Annotated in this window: 13 protein-coding genes and 1 pseudogene; 7 read left to right on the top strand and 7 right to left on the bottom strand. The window is 52.4% G+C overall.

The window, feature by feature from the left end; translation table 11 throughout:
- The first annotated feature begins 289 nt into the window (after positions 1–289).
- Positions 290–1,171 carry a TIR domain-containing protein gene (locus tag PMI36_RS16965; RefSeq protein ID WP_008071353.1) on the top strand — a complete coding sequence of 294 codons (882 nt, stop codon included), beginning with the start codon at positions 290–292 and terminating at the stop codon, positions 1,169–1,171.
- Between the two features lie 334 nt (positions 1,172–1,505).
- Here the strand turns inward: PMI36_RS16965 and PMI36_RS31435 are convergent, their stop codons facing one another.
- The 4 genes and pseudogenes from PMI36_RS31435 to PMI36_RS30510 form a co-directional block, all read right to left on the bottom strand.
- Positions 1,506–1,685: a hypothetical protein gene (locus PMI36_RS31435; RefSeq protein WP_157214946.1), complete on the bottom strand. Its 180-nt coding sequence runs from the start codon at positions 1,683–1,685 to the stop codon at positions 1,506–1,508.
- 140 nt (positions 1,686–1,825) lie between these two features.
- The gene (locus PMI36_RS30070; RefSeq protein WP_008071354.1) at positions 1,826–2,524 is read right to left on the bottom strand and encodes a tetratricopeptide repeat protein; all 699 of its coding nucleotides are present in this window, start codon (positions 2,522–2,524) and stop codon (positions 1,826–1,828) included.
- A gap of 25 nt (positions 2,525–2,549) precedes the next feature.
- Positions 2,550–3,281, bottom strand: coding sequence for a GIY-YIG nuclease family protein (locus PMI36_RS16960; RefSeq protein ID WP_238543571.1), 732 nt, complete (start codon positions 3,279–3,281; stop codon positions 2,550–2,552).
- 190 nt (positions 3,282–3,471) lie between these two features.
- Positions 3,472–3,681, bottom strand: a pseudogene (locus PMI36_RS30510) (hypothetical protein).
- 447 nt (positions 3,682–4,128) lie between these two features.
- On the opposite strand from PMI36_RS30510, the gene PMI36_RS16955 reads away from it, so the two are divergent.
- From PMI36_RS16955 to PMI36_RS16940, 4 genes are all read left to right on the top strand, one after another.
- Positions 4,129–5,319 carry a hypothetical protein gene (locus PMI36_RS16955; RefSeq protein WP_008071370.1) on the top strand — a complete coding sequence of 397 codons (1,191 nt, stop codon included), beginning with the start codon at positions 4,129–4,131 and terminating at the stop codon, positions 5,317–5,319.
- On the top strand, positions 5,316–7,469 hold the full coding sequence (locus PMI36_RS16950) for a hypothetical protein (RefSeq protein WP_008071372.1): 2,154 nt from the start codon (positions 5,316–5,318) through the stop codon (positions 7,467–7,469). Before PMI36_RS16955 ends, PMI36_RS16950 begins: the two co-directional genes overlap by 4 nt.
- A 320-nt stretch (positions 7,470–7,789) precedes the next feature.
- Positions 7,790–8,407, top strand: a complete 618-nt coding sequence (locus tag PMI36_RS16945) for a LysE family translocator (protein ID WP_008071373.1) — start codon at positions 7,790–7,792, stop codon at positions 8,405–8,407.
- A gap of 74 nt (positions 8,408–8,481) precedes the next feature.
- Positions 8,482–9,912, top strand: coding sequence for an IS1182 family transposase (locus PMI36_RS16940; RefSeq protein ID WP_008071374.1), 1,431 nt, complete (start codon positions 8,482–8,484; stop codon positions 9,910–9,912).
- A gap of 314 nt (positions 9,913–10,226) precedes the next feature.
- Here the strand turns inward: PMI36_RS16940 and PMI36_RS16935 are convergent, their stop codons facing one another.
- Both PMI36_RS16935 and PMI36_RS16930 read right to left on the bottom strand, forming a co-directional pair.
- Positions 10,227–13,454, bottom strand: coding sequence for a hypothetical protein (locus PMI36_RS16935; protein WP_008071375.1), 3,228 nt, complete (start codon positions 13,452–13,454; stop codon positions 10,227–10,229).
- Between the two features lie 196 nt (positions 13,455–13,650).
- The gene (locus tag PMI36_RS16930; protein ID WP_008071376.1) at positions 13,651–14,364 is read right to left on the bottom strand and encodes a hypothetical protein; all 714 of its coding nucleotides are present in this window, start codon (positions 14,362–14,364) and stop codon (positions 13,651–13,653) included.
- Positions 14,365–14,795: 431 nt separating this feature from the next.
- Here PMI36_RS16930 and PMI36_RS16925 point away from each other — a divergent pair, with 431 nt between their 5' ends.
- Positions 14,796–15,827: an IS110 family transposase gene (locus tag PMI36_RS16925; RefSeq protein WP_008071377.1), complete on the top strand. Its 1,032-nt coding sequence runs from the start codon at positions 14,796–14,798 to the stop codon at positions 15,825–15,827.
- A gap of 355 nt (positions 15,828–16,182) precedes the next feature.
- Complete coding sequence (locus PMI36_RS16920; RefSeq protein WP_008071379.1) at positions 16,183–17,721, top strand: IS3 family transposase; 1,539 nt, start codon at positions 16,183–16,185, stop codon at positions 17,719–17,721.
- 247 nt (positions 17,722–17,968) lie between these two features.
- Here the strand turns inward: PMI36_RS16920 and PMI36_RS16915 are convergent, their stop codons facing one another.
- On the bottom strand, positions 17,969–20,356 hold the full coding sequence (locus tag PMI36_RS16915) for a hypothetical protein (protein WP_008071380.1): 2,388 nt from the start codon (positions 20,354–20,356) through the stop codon (positions 17,969–17,971).
- Between the last annotated feature and the right edge of the window lie 128 nt (positions 20,357–20,484).

The raw sequence follows: 20,484 nt of genomic DNA on the forward strand, positions 1-20,484 counted from the left end.
GCGTTCGGCCTAGGCTGTGTGAAAACGTTTTAGAGCACGTTTGGCAGTCAGAATCAGAACAAAAGTCGTGTTCCTACGCAAATTTCAGGTCTGCTGACTAACCAAACGCTGGCAGATTTTACGTAGCAAAGCAGACTTCAAAACTGTGCATGCGTTTTCACACAGCCTGGACCCGAAGCGGGCGAATGAGTTACATCCTAACTGGCGCTAATCAGAATCAAATGCACAACTTATGCGTCCGCTTTTCTATCAGTGATAATGTCCCTCCAAGCATATAAGGACGACCCCCATGGCCCGAGCGAAACCGCCCGCCACTGTTGCACCCAAGCTGGAGCTTTCTGCTCGTGAGATCGAGTGGGCCATCAAACGCATCGATGACAGAATCAGCGAGCTGGAAAATTTCGATATCAAAATAGTGATCCGCTCAACCCCTGAGCTGGCTGCACTATCGACTTCTATCGCCGCCACCTTAGAACGTGCCTTTGGCGAAAATACGTCCGCTTACCAACGCTATGCTGCGGCTACAAAACTGCAGTACGTGGCAATGACAATAGCGATGGATGGTTACTCTCGCCAAGTTGACTACCAAGGCCCCACCAAGGCGAACATTACTCGATCAATCGCACTGATGAGAGCCGCAAAAGGCGCATTGACGGAAGACCTTGCATACCTTCAGGAAGCCACGGAACCTGAGTCTTTAGCTAGTACCGACACCTCAGCATTATCGCGTCGTGTTTTCGTGGTGCATGGTCACGATGATGCAGCCCTGCAAGGCCTGGCTCGTTTTCTAGAAAAGCTTGGCTTAGAGGCCATAATTCTCAAAGAGCAACCGGATCAGGGCCGAACTATCATCGAGAAGTTTGAGGCTTCGGCGGCCGATGTAGGCTTTGCAGTCGTATTGTTAACTCCTGACGATCTGGGTGGATCTGCGAAGTCGGACACTCCGGACGCTAGGGCTCGACAAAATGTAATATTTGAGCTCGGATTCTTTGCCGGAAAGCTCGGCAGAGGGCGTGTTTGTCTACTTCGAAAAGGGCATGTGGAAATTCCTTCAGACCTATACGGTGTTATCTATACCGATATGGACTCGGGAGAAGGGTGGCAAACAAAATTGGTCCGAGAGCTCAAAGCCGCGAAGTTGGAATTTGATGCGAATAAGCTTTGGCAGTGAGCGGTGTTTGAATCAACCTTTGACTTCATAGGCATATCTGGATGGCTGCCTTGCCCGAACGCTACCTATAGATTGTATTTATTTGGCCATCGTTAGGCCTGCCTGGCTTGAGCTTGAGCTAGCGGATGCGGAGATTGGGGGGGGCGAAGATGGGGCAAACCGTACGCCAAACGATGCCATTCAATGCCAATCATGCGTTTATGCATGCTTTCGAAATATAAGGTGAAACCCCGTAAACACACGGGGTTGGGGCGCAATGTCCGAAATAATCCAGCACAATTTGCGCATGGTCGTGCTCGTTTGAGCGCAACCATGGTGTAGGAGGTGAGCGCAGTCAGCTGCGCACGGACGTCTGAAAGCCTCCCTGGGGAATTTGACTCTGCTGTGAGCCTGGCTTTGGCGGCCAGTTGTTGTAGACCGCCGTCACCGCCTGCACCTTGAGCACTCCAGCAGACGGAATATCAATTTCGCCAGCCAGCTTTTCAGTGAGTGCTTTAGCCAACAGCGCAGGCAAGTCCAATTTTTACAGGTCACCCGCATAACTGCTTTCATCAATTGAAATTGCTACATACAGGTCCATAAATACCTCGTTCGGGTTTTGGTTCAGACAGCGTAGCCGGTTGAATCCACAACCCATTGCAGACATTGGTTAACTTAACGCCATGGGAAAATGGTCGGTGGCTCGATGTGCTTGAAGAGGCGCAGTATCTCTAGCTGCTTAGCAAGGACAACGATTTCTTTACCTGCATCAGGTTTCATTATTACGTAATCGGCTGTGGGATTGCGGCCATCTTTTAGGGTGATGTCTGGATACGCGTTGTTCCATGCAATGTAGTCGAGGCTTCCATAGGGGAACGTATCTTTAATGTTATAGGCTGAAACCGCATCGCCTCGTTCAAAAGCTGCAATTGACCAGCGCCTGATTTGGATTGGGCGATCTGAATATGAAAGCAAATTGTTTTGTTGGTAAAGGGTGGATAACGCTCGCATAGCTCCAACCAGGCCTCCCTTAGCAGCTGTCAAATAACGCTGTTCAGCATAGCCAAGGTTCTTTTCTACTACCTTTCCTTCGCTGTAGGCATTACCAACCATGTAGTTCCCCCACATTTGTCCTTGGTCAGCAGCTAATTTGTAATATTTGAAGGATTTCTGAGGGTCTTTAAATTCATCGCTTGAATAAATTATGCCAAGCTCGGTTTGTGCCCGAACATCACCTTTATCTGCCAATGGTGTGAATATTTCGACGGCTTTGGGTTTGTCCTTGGCTTTGATAGCTGCCCAACCATCTTCAAATGTGGGTGGTTTGCAGGCAACCAACAACAATGACATGAGCAATATGGCTATCTGACGCACTGGTGTTTTCCTCGAGTGTAAAGATTCAGTTTCCGTTCAAACCGCTATCGCGGGTGAGAAGGCGGCGTTTCCAGTGGATTTCCTTCAACATCATTTCGTCTTTGCCGGTGTGCTTGTCTGCGATTTCTAGGATGCTGAACTTGAAATTCTCCGCGAACTCCTTTCCACGCTTGGTGTGCAGATCCCGGATGCGGGTGTTGCCACCATGACCATTATTGGCGTAGCTCGACCATCGATCCCACAAGCCTCCTGTGCCAGTCGCTGAGCCAACGTATAGCTGATGCTCGCCTTCGGTGCGGTCGGAAATCAGGTAGACGCCTGCAACGCTGGATAGCGCCGTTTGCCATGACTCCAAGCCTTGCTGAACGATGATCATTAACTCGCCGTGGCTTACGTCCACTTCCTTGAATCCGGGGAATCTGCCGACCGTCATTGGCTTTTCGAGAATGGAGGATACGACCATGCTTCTAAGGCACGTTTCCAGCCAAAGGTAGTTCCCTCGGGGCTTTGTGTAGTCGAGGATCAAACGACCTTCCAACTCGGCAAATTCTGGCACACGGCGGTAGTCGTAAACGAAGTCACGACTCTCCTTGCTGCCCGTCGCATCATTGACTTTGAGGGAGTCGTACACGCCTGCCAGAAGCCATTTCTTGGTGCCGGGTAGCTCGACCAATCCAATGACGTATTCGCACTCAAAATTCCTTCGGGACTGCCACGACTGCCATTCATCAAAATCCCCGGCTAGGTAAACGTCCATAGGGTGTTCACGCCCATTGTGCTGGGCAAGATGGACCTTTGTGTTCGAGGCTGTAAGCGAGGGCAGGAGACTGGTCAGAAGCTTTATTAGCATGAGTTGGCTCTGGTGAGTTGGTGAACGGCAACCGCTAAGGATTCACTGATGACGCTCTATGGTGAGCGGTCCGAGAACACTCGCCGGCCGATAACTGTCACTCAGGCGTCATTAGGACTGCGAGAGTTAGCTTGATGAACTCCTCATTTTTGTCGATGGTGGCCAGGGCGCCACGAACATTATCGGCGACGTCGGCCGATCCGCGCTGCTCAACCCAGTTCGAGAGTTCCAGGATGGCGGCTTCGAGGGCGAGCTAATTTTCGTTAATCTTGAATAGCAGGGAAGGGAGCAGGTCTGAATTTGGCAAGGGCGATTCCTCCGTGGAAGATTCAGCGTAGCAGTTCAAAAATTAACGCGGTGAGGTCTGCACAAAGGCCTTCCAAGGCCCGCACCGACCCAAACCGGTCAGTCGTGACAGGCAGAAATCGGCCAATAGCAAACACTCAATCCAATCAGATTTTCGCTTGCGGCTACCAGTCTTGGATGAAGGCAATCGTAGGCAAGTGGTTCTTAGAACGCATCTGCCCGTTTGACTAAATGTCGTTCGAACATCTCTTCAGGCCTAGGTTAATACCCTATAGAGGGTAAATGGCTCAAGAATGCTATCTTTCGACTACAAGAACGGGCGCGCGCAGGACCGTTTGTCACGTTTAGGAGGTAAGCGTGCTATAAACTCGACCATCAGTTACGTGGTTGCGGGCGCAGTGAATTTGAAAGATCCAGGAGTTAGGCATTTAAACTGATGGAGGGGTAAATGAATTTCGAATTTCCGACAAACTTATCTATAGAAAGCTGTGAGTTTTTTTTGGCTAAACTCGCAAGCGCGGATTCCGTGGATGATATTTTGATACCGGAAGGCACAAAAAACATTGCTTTTGGCAGTTATGCGGCGGCCATTCAAGCGATTAATACTTGGGCTCGTCGCAGCAGCAGTCGGAATGTCTACATAAAAGCTACTGAAGCAGAAATTCCGGAGAGAGTTAGCGAGCTGTTGAGTAGACCGCATAAGTTTTGCCTTTCGATGCTTGCTAAAAATATATACATCGAGGGTAGTCTGGACGATCTTCGACCGTCAGTTAATCTTGGAGCTCGCGACGCTATAGAACAGCAAGGAAACTCAAAGTTCGGGCAGCAACGCGGAGGATTGTGCTGGTTTGCGTTAGTGGACCATAGCACCAAGGGGTTTGATCGAAACTTTTATCTTCATAGTTATGACAAAAAACCAACAGTTAGGGATCAGCTCCAATTTCGATCAGTAATGTCAGCGATGGTCGGTAAGTCGACTAACCTCGTAGGTGGTGCAGAGCCCCTCAATGATGAGGAAAGCGGGTACTTAGGCAGGGCGTTCTACGAATTATTCCTGAACACTCATGAGCATGGAAGTCGAAGTGTCAAAAAGGATGTATGGCTTAAACCTGGCATGCGAATAATCTACACGAACGGCGTCAATCTCACCGCATCAAGCGTGGATACGAGGGCAGCTGCAAGCGGAGCAATGAGCAATTATTTTTCCTCTATTGATGAACTTCCGTTAGAGCGAAGGAAGTTCATTGAGATAAGCATTGTGGATTCAGGGCTGGGATATGAAGGCAGATGGAGCGCCGATCAGCCGCAAATAGAGCCTGAATCAGGGATATCACGCTTGGATGCAGAGTACGAAATATTCAAAAAATGTTTCACATTTCGACAAACCTCTTCAGGGAAAAGCTCAAAGGGCCATGGCTTGCCAGTAGTAATGGAGCGTCTTACTAAGCTTAAGGCATTCATGAGGGTCCGTAGCGGACGACTATCGCTATTTAGGGATTTTGTTAATAATCCATTTCAAAGCGACGACCTTTGTGAGTTTGAAGACTGGGAAACACAAGAAAGGGGCGCGAGAACTGAGATGGCTCCGGTATCAGGTGTGGCAGTTACCTTTCTAATCCCCTTGGAGATGAGTGAATGAACGGATGCTTTTCTTTTCGGTTTGAAAAATCGAGTGGCCCCCGGAAAAGTCTTCTTTTGTTTTTCTCTGGAGAGGTTTCAAGCGATTCTATTGCCAAAGTTGTAAAGGCGGATGTCGAAAAAAATCTGGTACCCGCAAATGTTTATGTATTGGCATCAAAAGATCAGCAGCAATCACTTTCTGACTTGAGTGCAGACATTACACTACGGGAAGAAATAGAATCCTTCGTAGGTGATATAAAAGAAAAGCTCATATGTATATTTTTTTCTCCTGACGGAAAAATTTTTTTTAATGAGGACTCGCAATTAATATCAGCCAACCTTGAGAAAGAGATAATCCAATCTGGTGTCATTGATGTTTTTCAACGTCGGTGCGGAGTAATTGCATCACAGTCGAATTATCACTTTCTAAAACCGTCAGGAGACCACTGCAATGCATTTATACGCGCGTCCAATCTATTGATTTCAAGTGTTGAAGTATCATTTTTGGCTATTGGCTTGCTGCCGTTCTTTGCTACAGGACTAAAAAGAATTTACGTTGATACTTCTTCAATATCCTACTTGGTGAGCCAAGCGTTGAGTATGTCGGGGAAGTTTGGAGCAACACTTCCGTTGATCGACAGCTTTGAATCTTATGCCGCTTTTAATAGGGATTATGATTTTATAGCCGACGCTGAAAGTCTTGTTTTAATTTCCGCTACCACCAGCGGAGGATTGGCGCAGAAGCTCGTTAAAAATAACGGGTTTGTAACTGACTCCGTGAGAAATATCTTTTATAGTCGCCTTCCGCCAGGAATAAATGGGATCTTCAATATTGCAGGCGCATTAACTGGTCACGAAGACTCATATCGCGCTAACGATTGCCCGCTTTGCAAAAGAGGTTCTCGCTTAATTAGAATAGTGGGCGATCAGTTTCTACCGGAAACTCCTACCCATGAGCAGTTAATTATTAAAAGGGCGGACTTCAACAAGGATCGCGCAAGTTTTTTCAAAGAGTTTGCGACAAAAAATATCCTTTGCTGGTCTCAGTCGTCTAGTCCCTCATCTGACTTTAGAGAACTTTACTACATCGATATTGAACGTGTTTTAAGCGAGCCGTCTCCTGAGTTTCGTAAGATTTTTGAGCGAAAGGTTAGGAAGAACTTTGCAATTGATGTTGAGCTTGTTGTGTCATTAGATGATTCAGGTTCAAAGGCATTTTCTGATGCGATAAGATCTCAAGTTGGGGCCGCTGCCGATAATATTAAGTGGTGTTCTGTATCCGAACTTCAACATAACCAATTAGTAAACGTCGGCTCAGTAGTTGTAGTCGCAGGTGCGATAACGTCTGGCGGAAAGTTGCTGGACATGTCAAGACGCCTTAGAAAAATGCAGCCTACCGCGTCAATCTTATATTTTGTAGGCTTTTCGAAAATCTCTAACTCCGTATCGCTCGAACAAGTCAGAAAAGACTTAGAGCAGGGTGGGCATGAACTAGTTGTGCTGCAGAAAGTCCCTATGCCTCGGGTGACAGAGAATAGCAAGAACTCTTGGGATATTGAACATGATAATTTGATGGTGGTTGGAGGCGACGATCCACTTGGAGACTCTGAGTCGCTACCCGAGATTTTGGCACAAAGATTAAGCTCCTATGGTGTTACGAATGACAACTTATTCCTTCCTGCCACTAGCGGAAAATCTCTAACGCTTCGCCCAACATTTGCATTTTGGCATGAGTTAGAACTGGATACAGATCGAGCAACTCAGGCTGATGTCTACTGGACTATCCAGGCATTGATACACGACTTGAGATGTAGAGTCGGAAAAGACGGTCTCGATAACTTTTATCATGCAACGGTTATCAGTCCAGCTTGTTTTGATCGGTACAACGACGGTGTGATCCAAGCTGCTTTGCTTCGTTCAGCAAATCCTACTGAGCTTGATTACTCAGTTAGCGATGATTTCAGTAATAAAATGTTAGGTGTAATTATTTCCATAGTAGAAAATCATGCGATCGAACAGGGTGAAGCAGCATTGGAATTCTTGATGGCTATGTGGATCGGAACGATGCGCCTGACGGCGGAAGACACTACAAAACTATGCCAAAGGTTTGGTGCCGGATCAGGGTCAGCAGATCTAGATTTTCTGCTAAATAAGGTCTCTAAGGGTTAAACATTAGCTTCGGTAGCAACACGTTGTTGTAGTGTTGCTACCTCTGTAACAAATTAAGCCAAAACATCGATTGTTTTGAAAGCATTTTAATCGAACTCTGGAGGCGGACGGTCAATTGGTTCCCAACAAAAAGGTTTTATTGGAGATTTACGGCGCTTTTTTTTCCACCTAATCGAGTTTCCGCTTCTGGCCCAGAGTGTGTAAAAACACAACTACGCTCAAAAGCCCTGTATCGAATTATTATTTCGTTGTACGTTGAGTCCGCGGGAGGCCTTGATCTGAAAGACCGTCCCTAGCCACAACACTCGCAAGGAATGCAGATGATCGATGGTCCCGCCGTTTTGACAGTCTTTTTGGTTTACCTGGCCGGTGTCGTTATTCCAGGGCCAAATTTCGTTGCAGTAGTCCACAAAGCGGTAGCTGCTACGCGGTCAGAAGCTTTGGCCTTGGTAGCAGGCATCGTATTGGTCAATTTATTCTGGGCCACCTGTGCAATCGCAGGTATCGGCGTTGTGTTTGCTGCGTTCCCTTGGGCGGCGCTGATCGTAAAAGTTCTGGGGGCAGCCTATCTGATGTGGTTTGGATTCCGACTGCTGCTCAAGGCCGGGAAGAGCGCGCTTGCCCCCTGTAGTAATGCTGTCGTCGGAAACTTTCGGCAGTCATTCATCCAAGGGGTCGTTACGAACATTGGCAACCCTAAATCCATGGCCTTCTATGCCGCTATTTTCTCAGCGGCAGCCCCCACCCACGTTTCACCAAGCACGTTTTTGTCGATGCTGGCAGTCGTAGTGGTGGTTTCGATGACTTGGTATGGAGTGGTCGCAATCGCTCTTTCGCAACCTGAGATCGCTTCAGCGTATCGAAGGAGGAAAAAAGCTATTGATCGATTATGCGGTGGTTTGATTTTGTCTCTAGGGATCCGGCAGCTGGTTCAATAAGTCTACGATTGAGTATCTATCCAGCCCGAAAACCCTTGCTATGATTTCTGAGGATTTCATCGCAAGGATCGCCCATGAAGCGCTTTATTCAAGGTGAACATCGAGGCCAAGGCACCTTACTTCCCGAGAGTCTCGACGACTACGTCAGCGATACCAACCCGGTGCGCGTAGTCGACGTCTTTGTCGATGAACTCAACCTGGTCAATCTGGGTTTTGAAGGTGCCATCCCAGCCGATACTGGCCGGCCTGCTTACCATCCCTCGGTCTTGCTGAAGATCTACATCTACGGTTATCTCAACCGCATCCAGTCGAGCCGACGTTTGGAGCGAGAAGCCCAACGCAACGTCGAGCTGATGTGGCTGACCGGGCGTTTGATGCCCGATTTCAAGACCATTGCCAACTTCCGAAAAGACAACAGCAAGGCCATCCGAGGCGTTTGTCGCCAGTTCGTCGTGCTCTGTCAGCAGTTGGGATTGTTTGGAGAAAATCTGGTTGCCATCGATGGCAGTAAATTCAAGACTGTCAACAATCGTGACCGCAATTTCACCAGCGCCAAACTAAAGCGGCGAATGGAAGAAATTGAATCGAGTGTCAACCGTTACCTAGCGGCACTCGATGCTGCCGATCGGCAAGAACCCACAGCTTCCGAGCCCAGCGCCGTGCGCTTGGAAGAGAAAATCGCCAAGCTCAAAACTGAAATGAAGGAGCTTCAGGCGATCGAAATCCAGCTCAACGCATCGCCGGATAAACAGGTCACCCTGACCGATCCAGACGCCCGCTCCATGATGACGCGCGGCACGGGAATCGTCGGTTACAACGTGCAGACAGCGGTCGATACGCAGCACCATTTGATCGTTGCACATGAGGTGACCAACGTGGGTTCCGACCGCGATCAACTCAGTTCAATGGCCAAGCAGGCGCGCGAGGCGATGGCGTCAGAAACGTTGTCGGTAGTGGCTGACCGAGGTTACTTCAAAAGCGAACAAATCCTGGCTTGTCACGATGTAGGCATCACCGCCTACGTGCCCAAGCCGATGACCTCTGGAGCCAAGGCTGACGGGCGTTTCAATAATGATGCCTTCGTCTATGATGCGGCAAAAAACGAATACATTTGCCCGGCTGGAGAGGCGCTGATCTGGCACTATTCCTACGTTGAAAAAGGCCTGAAGTTGCATCGGTACTGGAGTTCGAAATGCCAGGGCTGCGGGTTGAAATTGCAGTGCACACCGAGCACGGAACGACGAGTTCGACGCTGGGAGCATGAAGCCGTCTTGGAGGAGATGCAGCTTAGGCTGAGCAACGCGCCAGAGATGATGCGAGTCCGCAAACGGACGGTTGAGCATCCCTTCGGGACGCTCAAACAATGGATGGGTGCGACGCACTTCCTGACGCGAAAGCTGGCCGGGGTGGGTGCGGAGATGAGTTTAAATGTGCTCGCCTACAACCTGAAACGGGTCATGAAAATCCTCGGCACCACTAGCTTGATGAAAGCGTTAACCGCGTAAAAAGCGGGATATTTACCCCAGCCAAAGGACTTTAAGAAGCTACCGAGCCGTTTTAACTGTTCCTGGAAGCGTCGTGGCCTTGATCAGTTTGCGAAACGTGAGCACGGTCTCCTAGTGTCGATATAGAAACCCCGATTTGACGTTTTTACACACTCTGGGCCGATTACCGCCCTTGCCGCTAGGCAGTAAACGGCCAGAAGCAATGGGATGGACCAATCTGACTTCAGCCGAATGCGTCGTTCGTCGCAAAGGCACAAAGCTCCCCAGGCGCCGTTGATGGCCGTATGGGTCAGCCAGCCGCAAGTGACTAACCCTTATCTGGCTTCAAATGAACGAATCTTCGCCAGCGCACGGCTGATTGGCGGGTTTTCCATGCCTACCGGAATAAGAACATCGTCGTCAGGCTTGATAGCCGTAATCTCCTGGTCGTTCTCATCGATCTCCCAGGCATGTATGACAACAACCCCAGAGGTTAATAAATGGCTAACGAGCTTTCCTTCGGCATTCACCGTAGCAACATCACACTTCTTGTGCACCTCATAATCTTTCAAAAATCTGTCAATATTTACAGAAGAGCTTGGCGTCATAGTATGGATTCTAGAAAGGGCTGTTTGGACTTTCGAAGAGCCATCATCAGACCGATCAATATTGCTTGTAACAACCACACGATAATGCGCAGGATTCTGCCTGCTAATGCCACGTATCAATGCGATGCGCAAAGTGTTATTGGGATCTTTGTCCCCGATAGTTTTTGCGATATTCTCGAATATTTTATTCCCAACAGCGGTGTGCTCGAAGCCAAACATCAGCAAAGGAATTTCGCCTTCGCATGTTTGGAAGCCTAAGCCCTTCCAACCGGCTTGATCCCACAGACTCACCTGAATGAGAGAAACTACTTTAAGCTCTCTATGTTTCATTGTTGAAAACTGAAACGGATGTTTTGGACGCTCCTCGCGCACATTCGATTTAGGGCGCCAATCCATAGGTTCTATGTTGTGATGTTCAAACCAAGTGGCTTCTCGTGTTGGCTTGTACAACTCGAAGACCGCATCATTGTGAGAAACCATACCTGGTACTGCATCGCGCCCCATGAAATAGCTATCCAAGCCAACATTAGAATTGAAGATAACTGCGCGCTCCAAGGCCTTATCGTCTCGAAGCATTTCTTCCAGTTTCGACCAGCCAATTTGAGGGCAAACGATGGAGACAAAGTGAAGGCAGAATTCACTATAAAAGTTCTGGATTCTACTTCTTTGCTCGTCGGTTAAATTGGCAATACTGAACGGCGAGCAGAGAATCTCAGCAGAAGTCACCTGCGCAGCAGTATCGAATCTGTGCTGCAGTATGAAGTCATCCTCATCTTCCAATAAGATATCAATATTCACGGCGGGCACTGTAGCCGCTGCATGGTCTGACATCATCGGTGCGCAAAAGCTTTCCAGTACAGCCAGCAATTGCTGCGCCAGCTCAATGCAGGGGGATTTCACTGGGAAGGATACAGACACCTTACAACCCAGGATGTAGGAGCTTATGGTCGTCCAGCGGTCTAGATAAAGGTCGAGCGGAGCCACCGGAGCTCCCATATCAATGCTGCGCCACATGTTCATAAATTGAAAATCAATTGGCTCGCCCTCAGGCCCCGCTTTATCTTCATGACCCAAGCAAACCAATAGTGCGTCCGCACTGAGCCCTAGATCCAATTGATTCAGTTTATCCGGCAACCACGCCAGCCTCTCGATATCTGAAAAATTGGCATTGAGGAATAGCTTACCAATCAAACATTCATAATTGATCTTCTGACTATCTGTCCAAGGATTTTCATCCAGCATTGGAGAGATGAGGTGAGCCAGGTGATACCAAGTCAGCGACTGGCCCAAGCGACCTAGCTGACCTTCAATCCACATGAGTCGTTGGTAAATAGCGGCTTGCTTAGCACTGCTTCGCTGTTCCTTCAGCGCATCAGCGGTAGCAAGGTACGCTGCCATCATCGCTGCCCCTCGCGCAGCCCAGAGCAACCCCTGCTTCTCATACGCATGGGACAGCATATAAAGGGCAGCGAAAATTTCCCGCTTGCTCTCGCTGCTATACAACCCATAGAGGGACAACCCAAAGCACTTGATCGCCCTGTAGTAATCCTTTTTGTCGCTGCTCAGCGCTCCGCGCCTCAGGTACTTATCTGCCTTTATCCGGCTGTTTTCCCGTGCACCGGCATCGTCAATGACCTTATCCATCAGATCCTCGTAGGCCTTGAGATCTCCAAAGGCCACATCGAGAGCTTCCAACAAATTGACGAGGCGAGCCATAGGATAACCAATCAGCTTATGGGCGCTGTCGACTATAGTGCTCAGAATGTTAAAGGTAGTGTTGACTTGATCCTCACTTTCAGCCGTCAACAGGTCTAAAAGCGCCAAAGAAGTCTTGGCCTGCAATGCGCCGCTAATCATATCCGCGTCTTCGGCTATCGAGTTCAACTTCTCTCGAATGGCAGCCTCTAGGGAAACCACATCGAGGGTGCACTTGCCGTCTCGATGAGTGGTGACCACTAGATTGAACAACGTTACGACTTTCTCCCATACCTCAACGTTGTCGGTCTCTTGGGCCACGCCAAGCGCTTTTTCAAAGGTTTCCTCAAATAGTTCGGCATTTTCCAGCCACCAGTACGCGGCCCATGTCAGCTGATAAAGGGCATCAAAATGCTGTCTTGGGGTACCAAATTTTTTCGCTGTCCGTACGGCGATATCGAACTGATGCTGTACAGCAGCGGCATCCCGCTCAAGCTCTTTGTAGATGATGGCACGCTTGGTGTAGAGATCGACCTGGGGGATGGTCAAACGGCCTGGATCTTCAATCTGGTCGATCTGGCGTTCGATCTCTGCTAGCTGGATCTGCTTGTCAGCATCGAATGGGCCGATCTGAATTTTGCTGTCAATGCTGCCTGTAAGACCTAGGTGATCGATAGCAAGGTGCTGATTCTTGGGCTGCAGCGTTTTATCAAGCAGCCAGGTTCGATCGAGGATTGTGACCTTGACGTCATACTTTTCGGAAAGCTCGTCCTGGAGCTCTGCCCTGGAGCTGTTCTTGATGAAACGGCTGGTGACACAGAAAATTCGGACGTAGCCACGCCCTGTTGACATGATGCTCTCGACATCCTTTCTGCATTTTGCCCTCCAATCTTTCTGGGTGCTGACACCGAATGCCCATCGCTCGGACTCTGGGGACTCGTTTAGCCCCCAGAAGAAGGCGATCTGGTTGGCGACAGGGAAAGTTTCTGTGTCGGTTTTGCCGTCGCCACCTGCTGTTGGGCCGGTCTGGGGAACCAGGTTGGGACAGATTTCTCGCTCGCAAAGCTTCCGTACGAATATCTCGAACTGAAGCTCTTGGCTTCGATTGTTCAGAGTCTCGAAGTGGTACTCCAGCATGGAGCGGTCGATGGTCGATTCTTGTAGCTTTACAGTATCCGAGAACTGCTCCGGACGTCTTGCTCGCAGGAAGTCTTGCGGCTTAGGGCCAGCGATCTTGGTAGCCGATTGTTCCTTTTCCATCATCCACTCCTGAAATGATCAATGGCATCGCCCGGCTACGATCAACGCCTTGGCCCTGAGCCAACGCAAGGCTCGGCGTCATCGTGATGGTGTGCGGTTCACGATGCTGGGGAAGGTCCGTGCAGACATGGTGAGCGGACGATCGTTTACACCAGCCACCGGCCTTGATGGCTGATGGCTGATGGCTTGCTCGAATTTATGGGGCCGGCCTCTCGGGCTGCCAAAAATTGCAGCTGAAGTTATTCAGGCCTCCGCCGTGGGGACTAGGCCTGACCAAGAACACCTCAGGCACAGCATCACCGTCGCCACCCTTGCGAAAGAACTCTCTCAGAGAGAAGAGCGCCTGCATCTTCAAGCGCTCCCATTCTTCGAACAGGCGATCTTCGAGATCCCTCGCGACCTTGGCGGCGCTAGGTTTGCGCTTGGGCGGCAACTGGGTGTAGTTGGGCTGAGGGGAAAAGTCGTAGACGAAAGTCAGTTGCCCGTGATTCCAGTCCGCAGACTGTGACGCTCGCCAGCGGAACGGCACTCGCACAGATAGACGCTTGCTGAGGTGGAAAGGCGGCCTGATCTGATCGTCAATGTAAAACAGCTCCCCCTCTTGGCGCTCAGTTTCGAGCCGCCCCTTCATTTGTTGCACGGCGTGAACGAGGTCACTGCCGGCACGCAGCGCATCTTGCTGAGTCCGTTCGCGCTTCGCATGGGCCTTGGCCTTACTGTACTCAGCGATCGCTTGTTGGAACCCATGGAGCTTGGTAGCCACGTAGGGCCCACAGTTACTGAGACCAAGGCCATGAATCGGCCCTACGCGCTCTTCATCTAGGCACTTGTGTACTGCTGACCGAAGCACCGTCTCGTCGACGTCGCTGATTGCAGCTTGCTGATCACTGGGCAGGTTAATGTACGACATAACCAAAACTATCCTTGTGTAATGGTGGCCTGACTACCGCCTCATCTCAGCCCCTGGCCACTGGCAAGCCTTCGCCCGCGCCTATGGGAGATTGATTGTCCCATGGCGATAGCAGGAAGCTCTTGAGGATAATCAGGCGATGCTGTCACAAATGCTCAGATAGGCGCAATGCCCGCAGTGCCGGCCTCTGGAGGCAGACCGATCAGCTGCTGCAAAACGTTGAGCCTGAATCGCCCCTGCTTTTGTAGACGCCTTCAAGCTTCAAGGAAGGGCTGCTAACCCTGCGTAACTGTCCGCTTTCGGCCGTTTTCTGCCCGTCGCGAGAGGCAGATAACAGCCAAAAGCAATGGGATGGACTCCTCCTCACTTCGGCATCTTGAGTGCCAGACTGAAGGTGCGAACCGCAGTCAACCGTGAGAAGGAGTCCACACATGAAGCTTATGCGCATTGGGGTCGACTTGGCCAAGAACGTGTTTCAGATCCACGGCGTGGATCGTCATGAGCAGCCAGTCTGGCGGCAGCGTCTGTCTCGCGAACACTGGCTGCAAACGGTGCTGGAGAAGATCGAACCCGGCTGTGAGATCGGCATGGAAAGTTGTAGCGGTGCGCACCATTGGGCACGGCAACTACAAGCACGTGGATTTCGGGTGAGGCTGATTGCGCCGCAGTTCGTCAAACCGTACGTCAAGAGCAACAAGAACGACGCCAACGATGCCGAGGCAATCTGCGAAGCGATGAGCCGCCCCAGCATGCGCTTCGTCGCCGTCAAGACCATCGAACAACAGGATATCCAGGCGACGCATCGCATCCGGGCCGGCTTAATCGAACAGCGGACGGCCAAAGCCAATCAGATTCGTGGGCTGATCGCCGAGTACGGCCTCGTTGCTCCGAAGGAGTTGCTGATGCTGCGTCGCGCCATACCGTGCTGGTTGGAAGAGGCGGATAACGGTTTGACGGTACGTTTTCGTCGTCTGCTGGATGGCTTGTGGGGCGACCTTCGCACACTGGATGAACGCGTGGGCGAACTCGACAGCGAGATATCGGCAATCGCGGCAAGTGAACCAACGGCCGTTCGTTTGCAGCAGCTGCGCGGGGTCGGCCCGATGATAGCCACCGCACTCGTTGCTGCCATTGGTGATGCCCGACAGTTTGCCAATGGCCGGCAGTTGGCCGCCTCGTTAGGGCTGACGCCGAGGCAACACAGCTCCGGCGGCAAGGATCGACTGCTGGGCATCAGCAAACGTGGCGATGCTTATCTGCGAACGCTGATGATCCATGGTGCACGATCGGCATTACGCACGGCCAAATTTAAAGATGACCGGCTCAGCCAGTGGGCTGTCCGTTTAGCCGAGCGCTCACATCCCAATGTCGCCGCTATCGCTTTGGCAAACAAAACTGCACGCATGGCTTGGGCGATGCTGCGCAACGGTACTGATTACCAACCGGATCGGGCAGCGGCCTGACCCATTCATCCCGGAAGAAGCCCCATACACCACGATTGCGAAGCAACCCGAGCAATGGCAAACCGGTCGAACCGGCGTCGGCAAAACCCTTTAACGTCCAGGTGCATAAAGCACGTAAAAGCGATCGGGAGCCGACGCGCGAATAGCCCATCATGGCCCTGCATCGAAACGATGCCGCAGTAAGAGGCCGAATATACGTGTGCAGTCGGCACGGGCGCCAAAGCAAAGGAGGCTTGCAATGAGGAGGAGTCCATATACGGACATTTACTACGCTGGGGTAATTCAGTGTTGGCGCTGGTGCGATTTTGACTCAGGGGGGATGCGGCGGAAATCTTGGACTACCTGGAGGTAGTTCATGTACTCATACGAAGACCGTATCCGAGCGGTCAAGCTCTACATCAAACTGGGCAAGCGAACCGGGGCAACTATTCGTCAGTTGGGCTACCCGACGAAGAACTCTTTGAAGAGCTGGCACGCAGAGTATGAGCGATGCCTCGACCTGCCGCGTGGCTACGAGAACTCGAAGTCGAAGTACTCACTGGCCCAAAGGGAAAAGGCTGTCGGGCACTATCTCGAATACGGTCGCAACATCGCCGCTACCATCAAGGCGTTGGGCTACCCCGCGCGGGATTCGTTGCGTGCCTGGATTTACGAAATGCACCCCGAGTTGCATACGCGTATTGTCGGTCGATCAGACGGGTTAGCCCGGCCGCCAGCGGTGAAGCAGGCAGCGGTCATCGCGCTGTGCACGCGAAAAGAAAGTGCGAAAGCCCTGGCTCAAAAGCTGGGCGTGTGCAGGCCGACCTTGTACAACTGGAAAAACCAGTTACTCGGCCCAGAGGTATCCCCATCCATGAAGTGTCGGCTTGAACCCTCATCGTCACCGGAACGAGAGGAGTTGCAGCGGCAACTCGAATCTCTCCAGCTCGATGTTCGCCGTTTGCAGCTTGAACATGACCTGTTGATGAGGGCGAATGAACTCATAAAAAAAGAGACGGGCATCAACCGGCAAGTCCTGACCAATCGGGAGAAGACATTGCTGGCTGATGCCCTAAGGCAGAGGTACTCCTTGCTAGAGCTGCTTGACGCGTTGGGCTTGGCCCGAAGCTCCTATTTCTATCATCGAGCCCGAATGCAGGTCGCGGAAAAGTACACCGAAGCGCGTCGTGCCATGGCGGACATATTCGAGCGCAATCATCGTTGCTATGGCTACCGTCGGATGCGAGCTTCGTTGAGCAGGCAGCGTGTGCGCCTTTCAGAGAAGGTGGTGCAGCGCTTGATGAAGCAGGAGTGCCTGGTCGTCGCCAAGCCGAAACGGCGTCGATACGGTTCCTACCTCGGGGAGATCAGTCCGGCGCCGGAAAACCTCCTCAACCGCGACTTCACGGCCCTAGCTCCGAATGAGAAATGGCTGACCGACATCTCGGAGTTCCAGATCCCGGCCGGCAAGGTGTACCTGTCCCCCATGATCGACTGCTTCGATGGGAAGGTAATCAGTTGGTCGATCGGCACGCGTCCCGACGCCGAGCTTGTGAACACGATGCTGGATGCCGCTGTCGAAACGGTGGCCAGCAACGATAAACGGCCTGTTGTTCACTCCGATCGTGGCGCTCACTACCGCTGGCCCGGCTGGCTATCGCGCATCGCTGATGCGAAGCTGATTCGTTCGATGTCGCGCAAAGGCTGCTCACCTGACAACGCGGCTTGTGAAGGTTTCTTCGGCCGACTGAAAACGGAGCTGTTCTATCCTCGCAACTGGCAGTCAACGAGCATCGAGCAGTTCATTCAGGCCTTGGATTCATACATTCGCTGGTACAACGAAAAACGAATCAAGATTTCCCTCGGCGCGCTCAGTCCCATTGAGTATCGTGAAAGCCTGGGCTTCGCGGCATAACCAGTCCAAGTTTTTGTCCGCATCCCCAGGTTGCTGATTTTGACTGACCCACATGCTGTCTCCGAAATCGCCCGTAAGGTCATCATTTTTTGAGTAGTCGGGTGGGGCAATGAATTCCGGTAGCCTGGGTCAGAATCGCACCAGCGCCAACAGTTAGCTGTCTAGCCTGCACTGCCGAGGTCGTAACCCAGCATGAACAGCGATTGTTCTAGGCCGCGAAGAGCGTCTACCGGGGCCGCGATCGTAGTTAGCTTCCTGAAGGGAAGGGGTCTTCAGAATCATCAATCCTTTGCAGAATATTGATGTGTAACGATGGTGGTGATTCGCAGCTGTCCGCTGTTCGAACGTTGCAAACGCCGACCATGTAGCGATCGTCCTCAGCAAATGAGCCAAGCCGGCTAAATGCATCGAACAAGATGGCACCCTCGTAAGGTGACTGTGCGCCGAAGATGCCTTCCGATTTATCCTTCTGAAACTTCTTAAGGACCGGGTCAGCCTTACCAGGGGTGGCTGGCGCGGGTTCCTCTATTACTGCATCAGGGGCCGGCGGCGCTTCTGTGCAATCGGCCGCAACCGTCACCCGCATATGGTAGCGGGGTTCAAACGGATGGCAGACATCCGCTTCGATGCGCACCAGCACGCGCCCATAATAGTCGGTGGCGAGTTGCTGGGTGCCGAGGCAGTCTGGCGGAGCTGGCGGCGCGTGATGGATGTAGGGTGCCGGGAGAGGCGTTGTCAGCTTGCTGTGGTAACCCTTACCTTCGAATGTAAACTTCAGCTGCGTGGCGAAGTACAGTGTTGTCGACGCTATGAGGTTCGGGAGAGCGGTCGTGATTGTGTAGCGCTCAGGGGTGCCTGTTGGCAGAACTGGGATCGTCTCGACCAGTTGAGTCCAGAGTCGCTCGGAATTTGGATCTTCCAGGAGCTGCGCAGCCAGCCAGCCAGCCGGACAGCGGTAGAGGTTGGCGCCTGCGCAGCTCGTCGTCACCTCAAACGTGCAGCGGGTCAGACCACCTTGCACGTTGCCCATCGATAGGACCCGTGCGGTGAACGCACCAGTCGCGAGCGTGCCGCCGAGGTATCGTTCCAACTCTTCTTGCGCGAGGGGGCTGCGAATATCGGCCGACCATTGTCCTTCTGACGTTGGGCTGGGAGGCCCCAACTCCACGTCGTCTTCGGCTGGTGTGAGGCTCGGGTTGCGCATGAAAAGGGCAATCGTGGCGCCGGAGTAGACGGCAAGTGGATCCGCGACCCAGGCGAGCGTCTGGTCGAGGGCGAGGTTGACCACAGCCCCGGAGGGCATGTCCGGCGCAAGGCACTGGGCGGTGTGGAGCGGCAACGCAGTCCCGGTATAGTCAATGAGCGGTTGGATCATCTTGGCCGATCCGCCAGCCAGGCGCCGGTCCCAGAAGTCCCAAGCCTCAGCTTCGCAGCAGACGTCGCTGTCGAAGTAGGGAATGTCGAAGCGATGCTCGCGCTGCTCAATCAAGCTGTTGCCGCGCAGGGTCCGCGGCGACCTGTTGGGCCCGCTCAAGAAGCTGCCGGCTGGGACGTATGGCTGGCCGGTGATCGCGCTGTCCTCGGCGAGAGGGCGGGTTACGACGCAGTCGACCATATAGGGATCTGACGCCAGTATCCACTGCCCTGTGCATGTCACTCCCAAAGCGGGCAGAGCATATACCTCAGGTTTATCAGGCGCCGGACCAGGGCGCACCGCATTGGTGAGTTCGGCGCGCGATACCGGCAACGACGCGACTGTGCAGCGGGGCTTGATCAGCGTTGGGGCGAGCGAGGTGAGTGCGAACGCCCAGCTACTGTAGGCAACTACGGCGTCGCCGACCGCGGGCTGCAACCGGGCTTGCACGCGATAGACGTAAATCTCGTCGCTCGGCGCTGTTAGCAACGGCCCCCAGATTGTGTCGAGACTGGGCATTAACGCATGGTCACCGTCGACAAAACCCCATCCCATTAACGCAGCCGCCTCGAACTGGGTGGCCGCGATTAGCGCCAGCCCCATGATCGCACTGGGGGCCTCGGCTTCTGCGTCGATTGCCTGCTCGACGCTGCTCCCGAGTGCGCGGAGCTCGTCCCACACCCCGTGCTCCAGCGAGAGGAAAGGCAGGCCCGCAGCATTAGTCACCCGCTCGGCAGCCTCGTCGAGTGTCAAGCGTGGCCAAGTAGCAGCCGCGATCTCGGCGATCGGCTTGAACTCGTAGCTCAAATCGATATTGATGCCGCTAAGGTTGAGGCCGAGCACCTCCGGTACACGAGTGTCTGTCGAGAAAGACACGATTTTCACGTCGGCCCAATCGAAGTGGAAATCTTCGCCTGGACTGACGTCTGCAACGATTTGCGCTACTCCATTGACGTCAATCAGGGTCACGGTGGTGGTGGTTCCACCGAGCGGCAGGGCGAAGGAGACCGCGCTGACCCCAATACAATCCGGTCCGCGCACCCGAAATGTCCTTTCGTCGATAGGTTCTAGTTGCTGCCACAGCCTCGAAGGAGTGGGGCTGCGTGAGCGGTGGCCAACCCTTGGATCGAACTCTAACATCGCTTCACGCGATAACGGGCCAGCGCGCTCGACCACGAACGCTACTGGTTTGCCGAGGCGCTCGGCTGGCGGTGCCGCCATAAACGGGCAGCTCCAACGGAGTCGTATGCCGGCAGGGGGATCGGCGAGGACCGTCCGCAACCCGAAGTTTGTGGAATCGATCCAAGATGACGCCTGGAGTCGAAACGCGGGAGCACAACGTGCAGGAT

This window comes from Pseudomonas sp. GM79 (genome assembly GCF_000282495.1).
In the GTDB taxonomy this organism is placed as follows: Bacteria; Pseudomonadota; Gammaproteobacteria; order Pseudomonadales; family Pseudomonadaceae; genus Aquipseudomonas.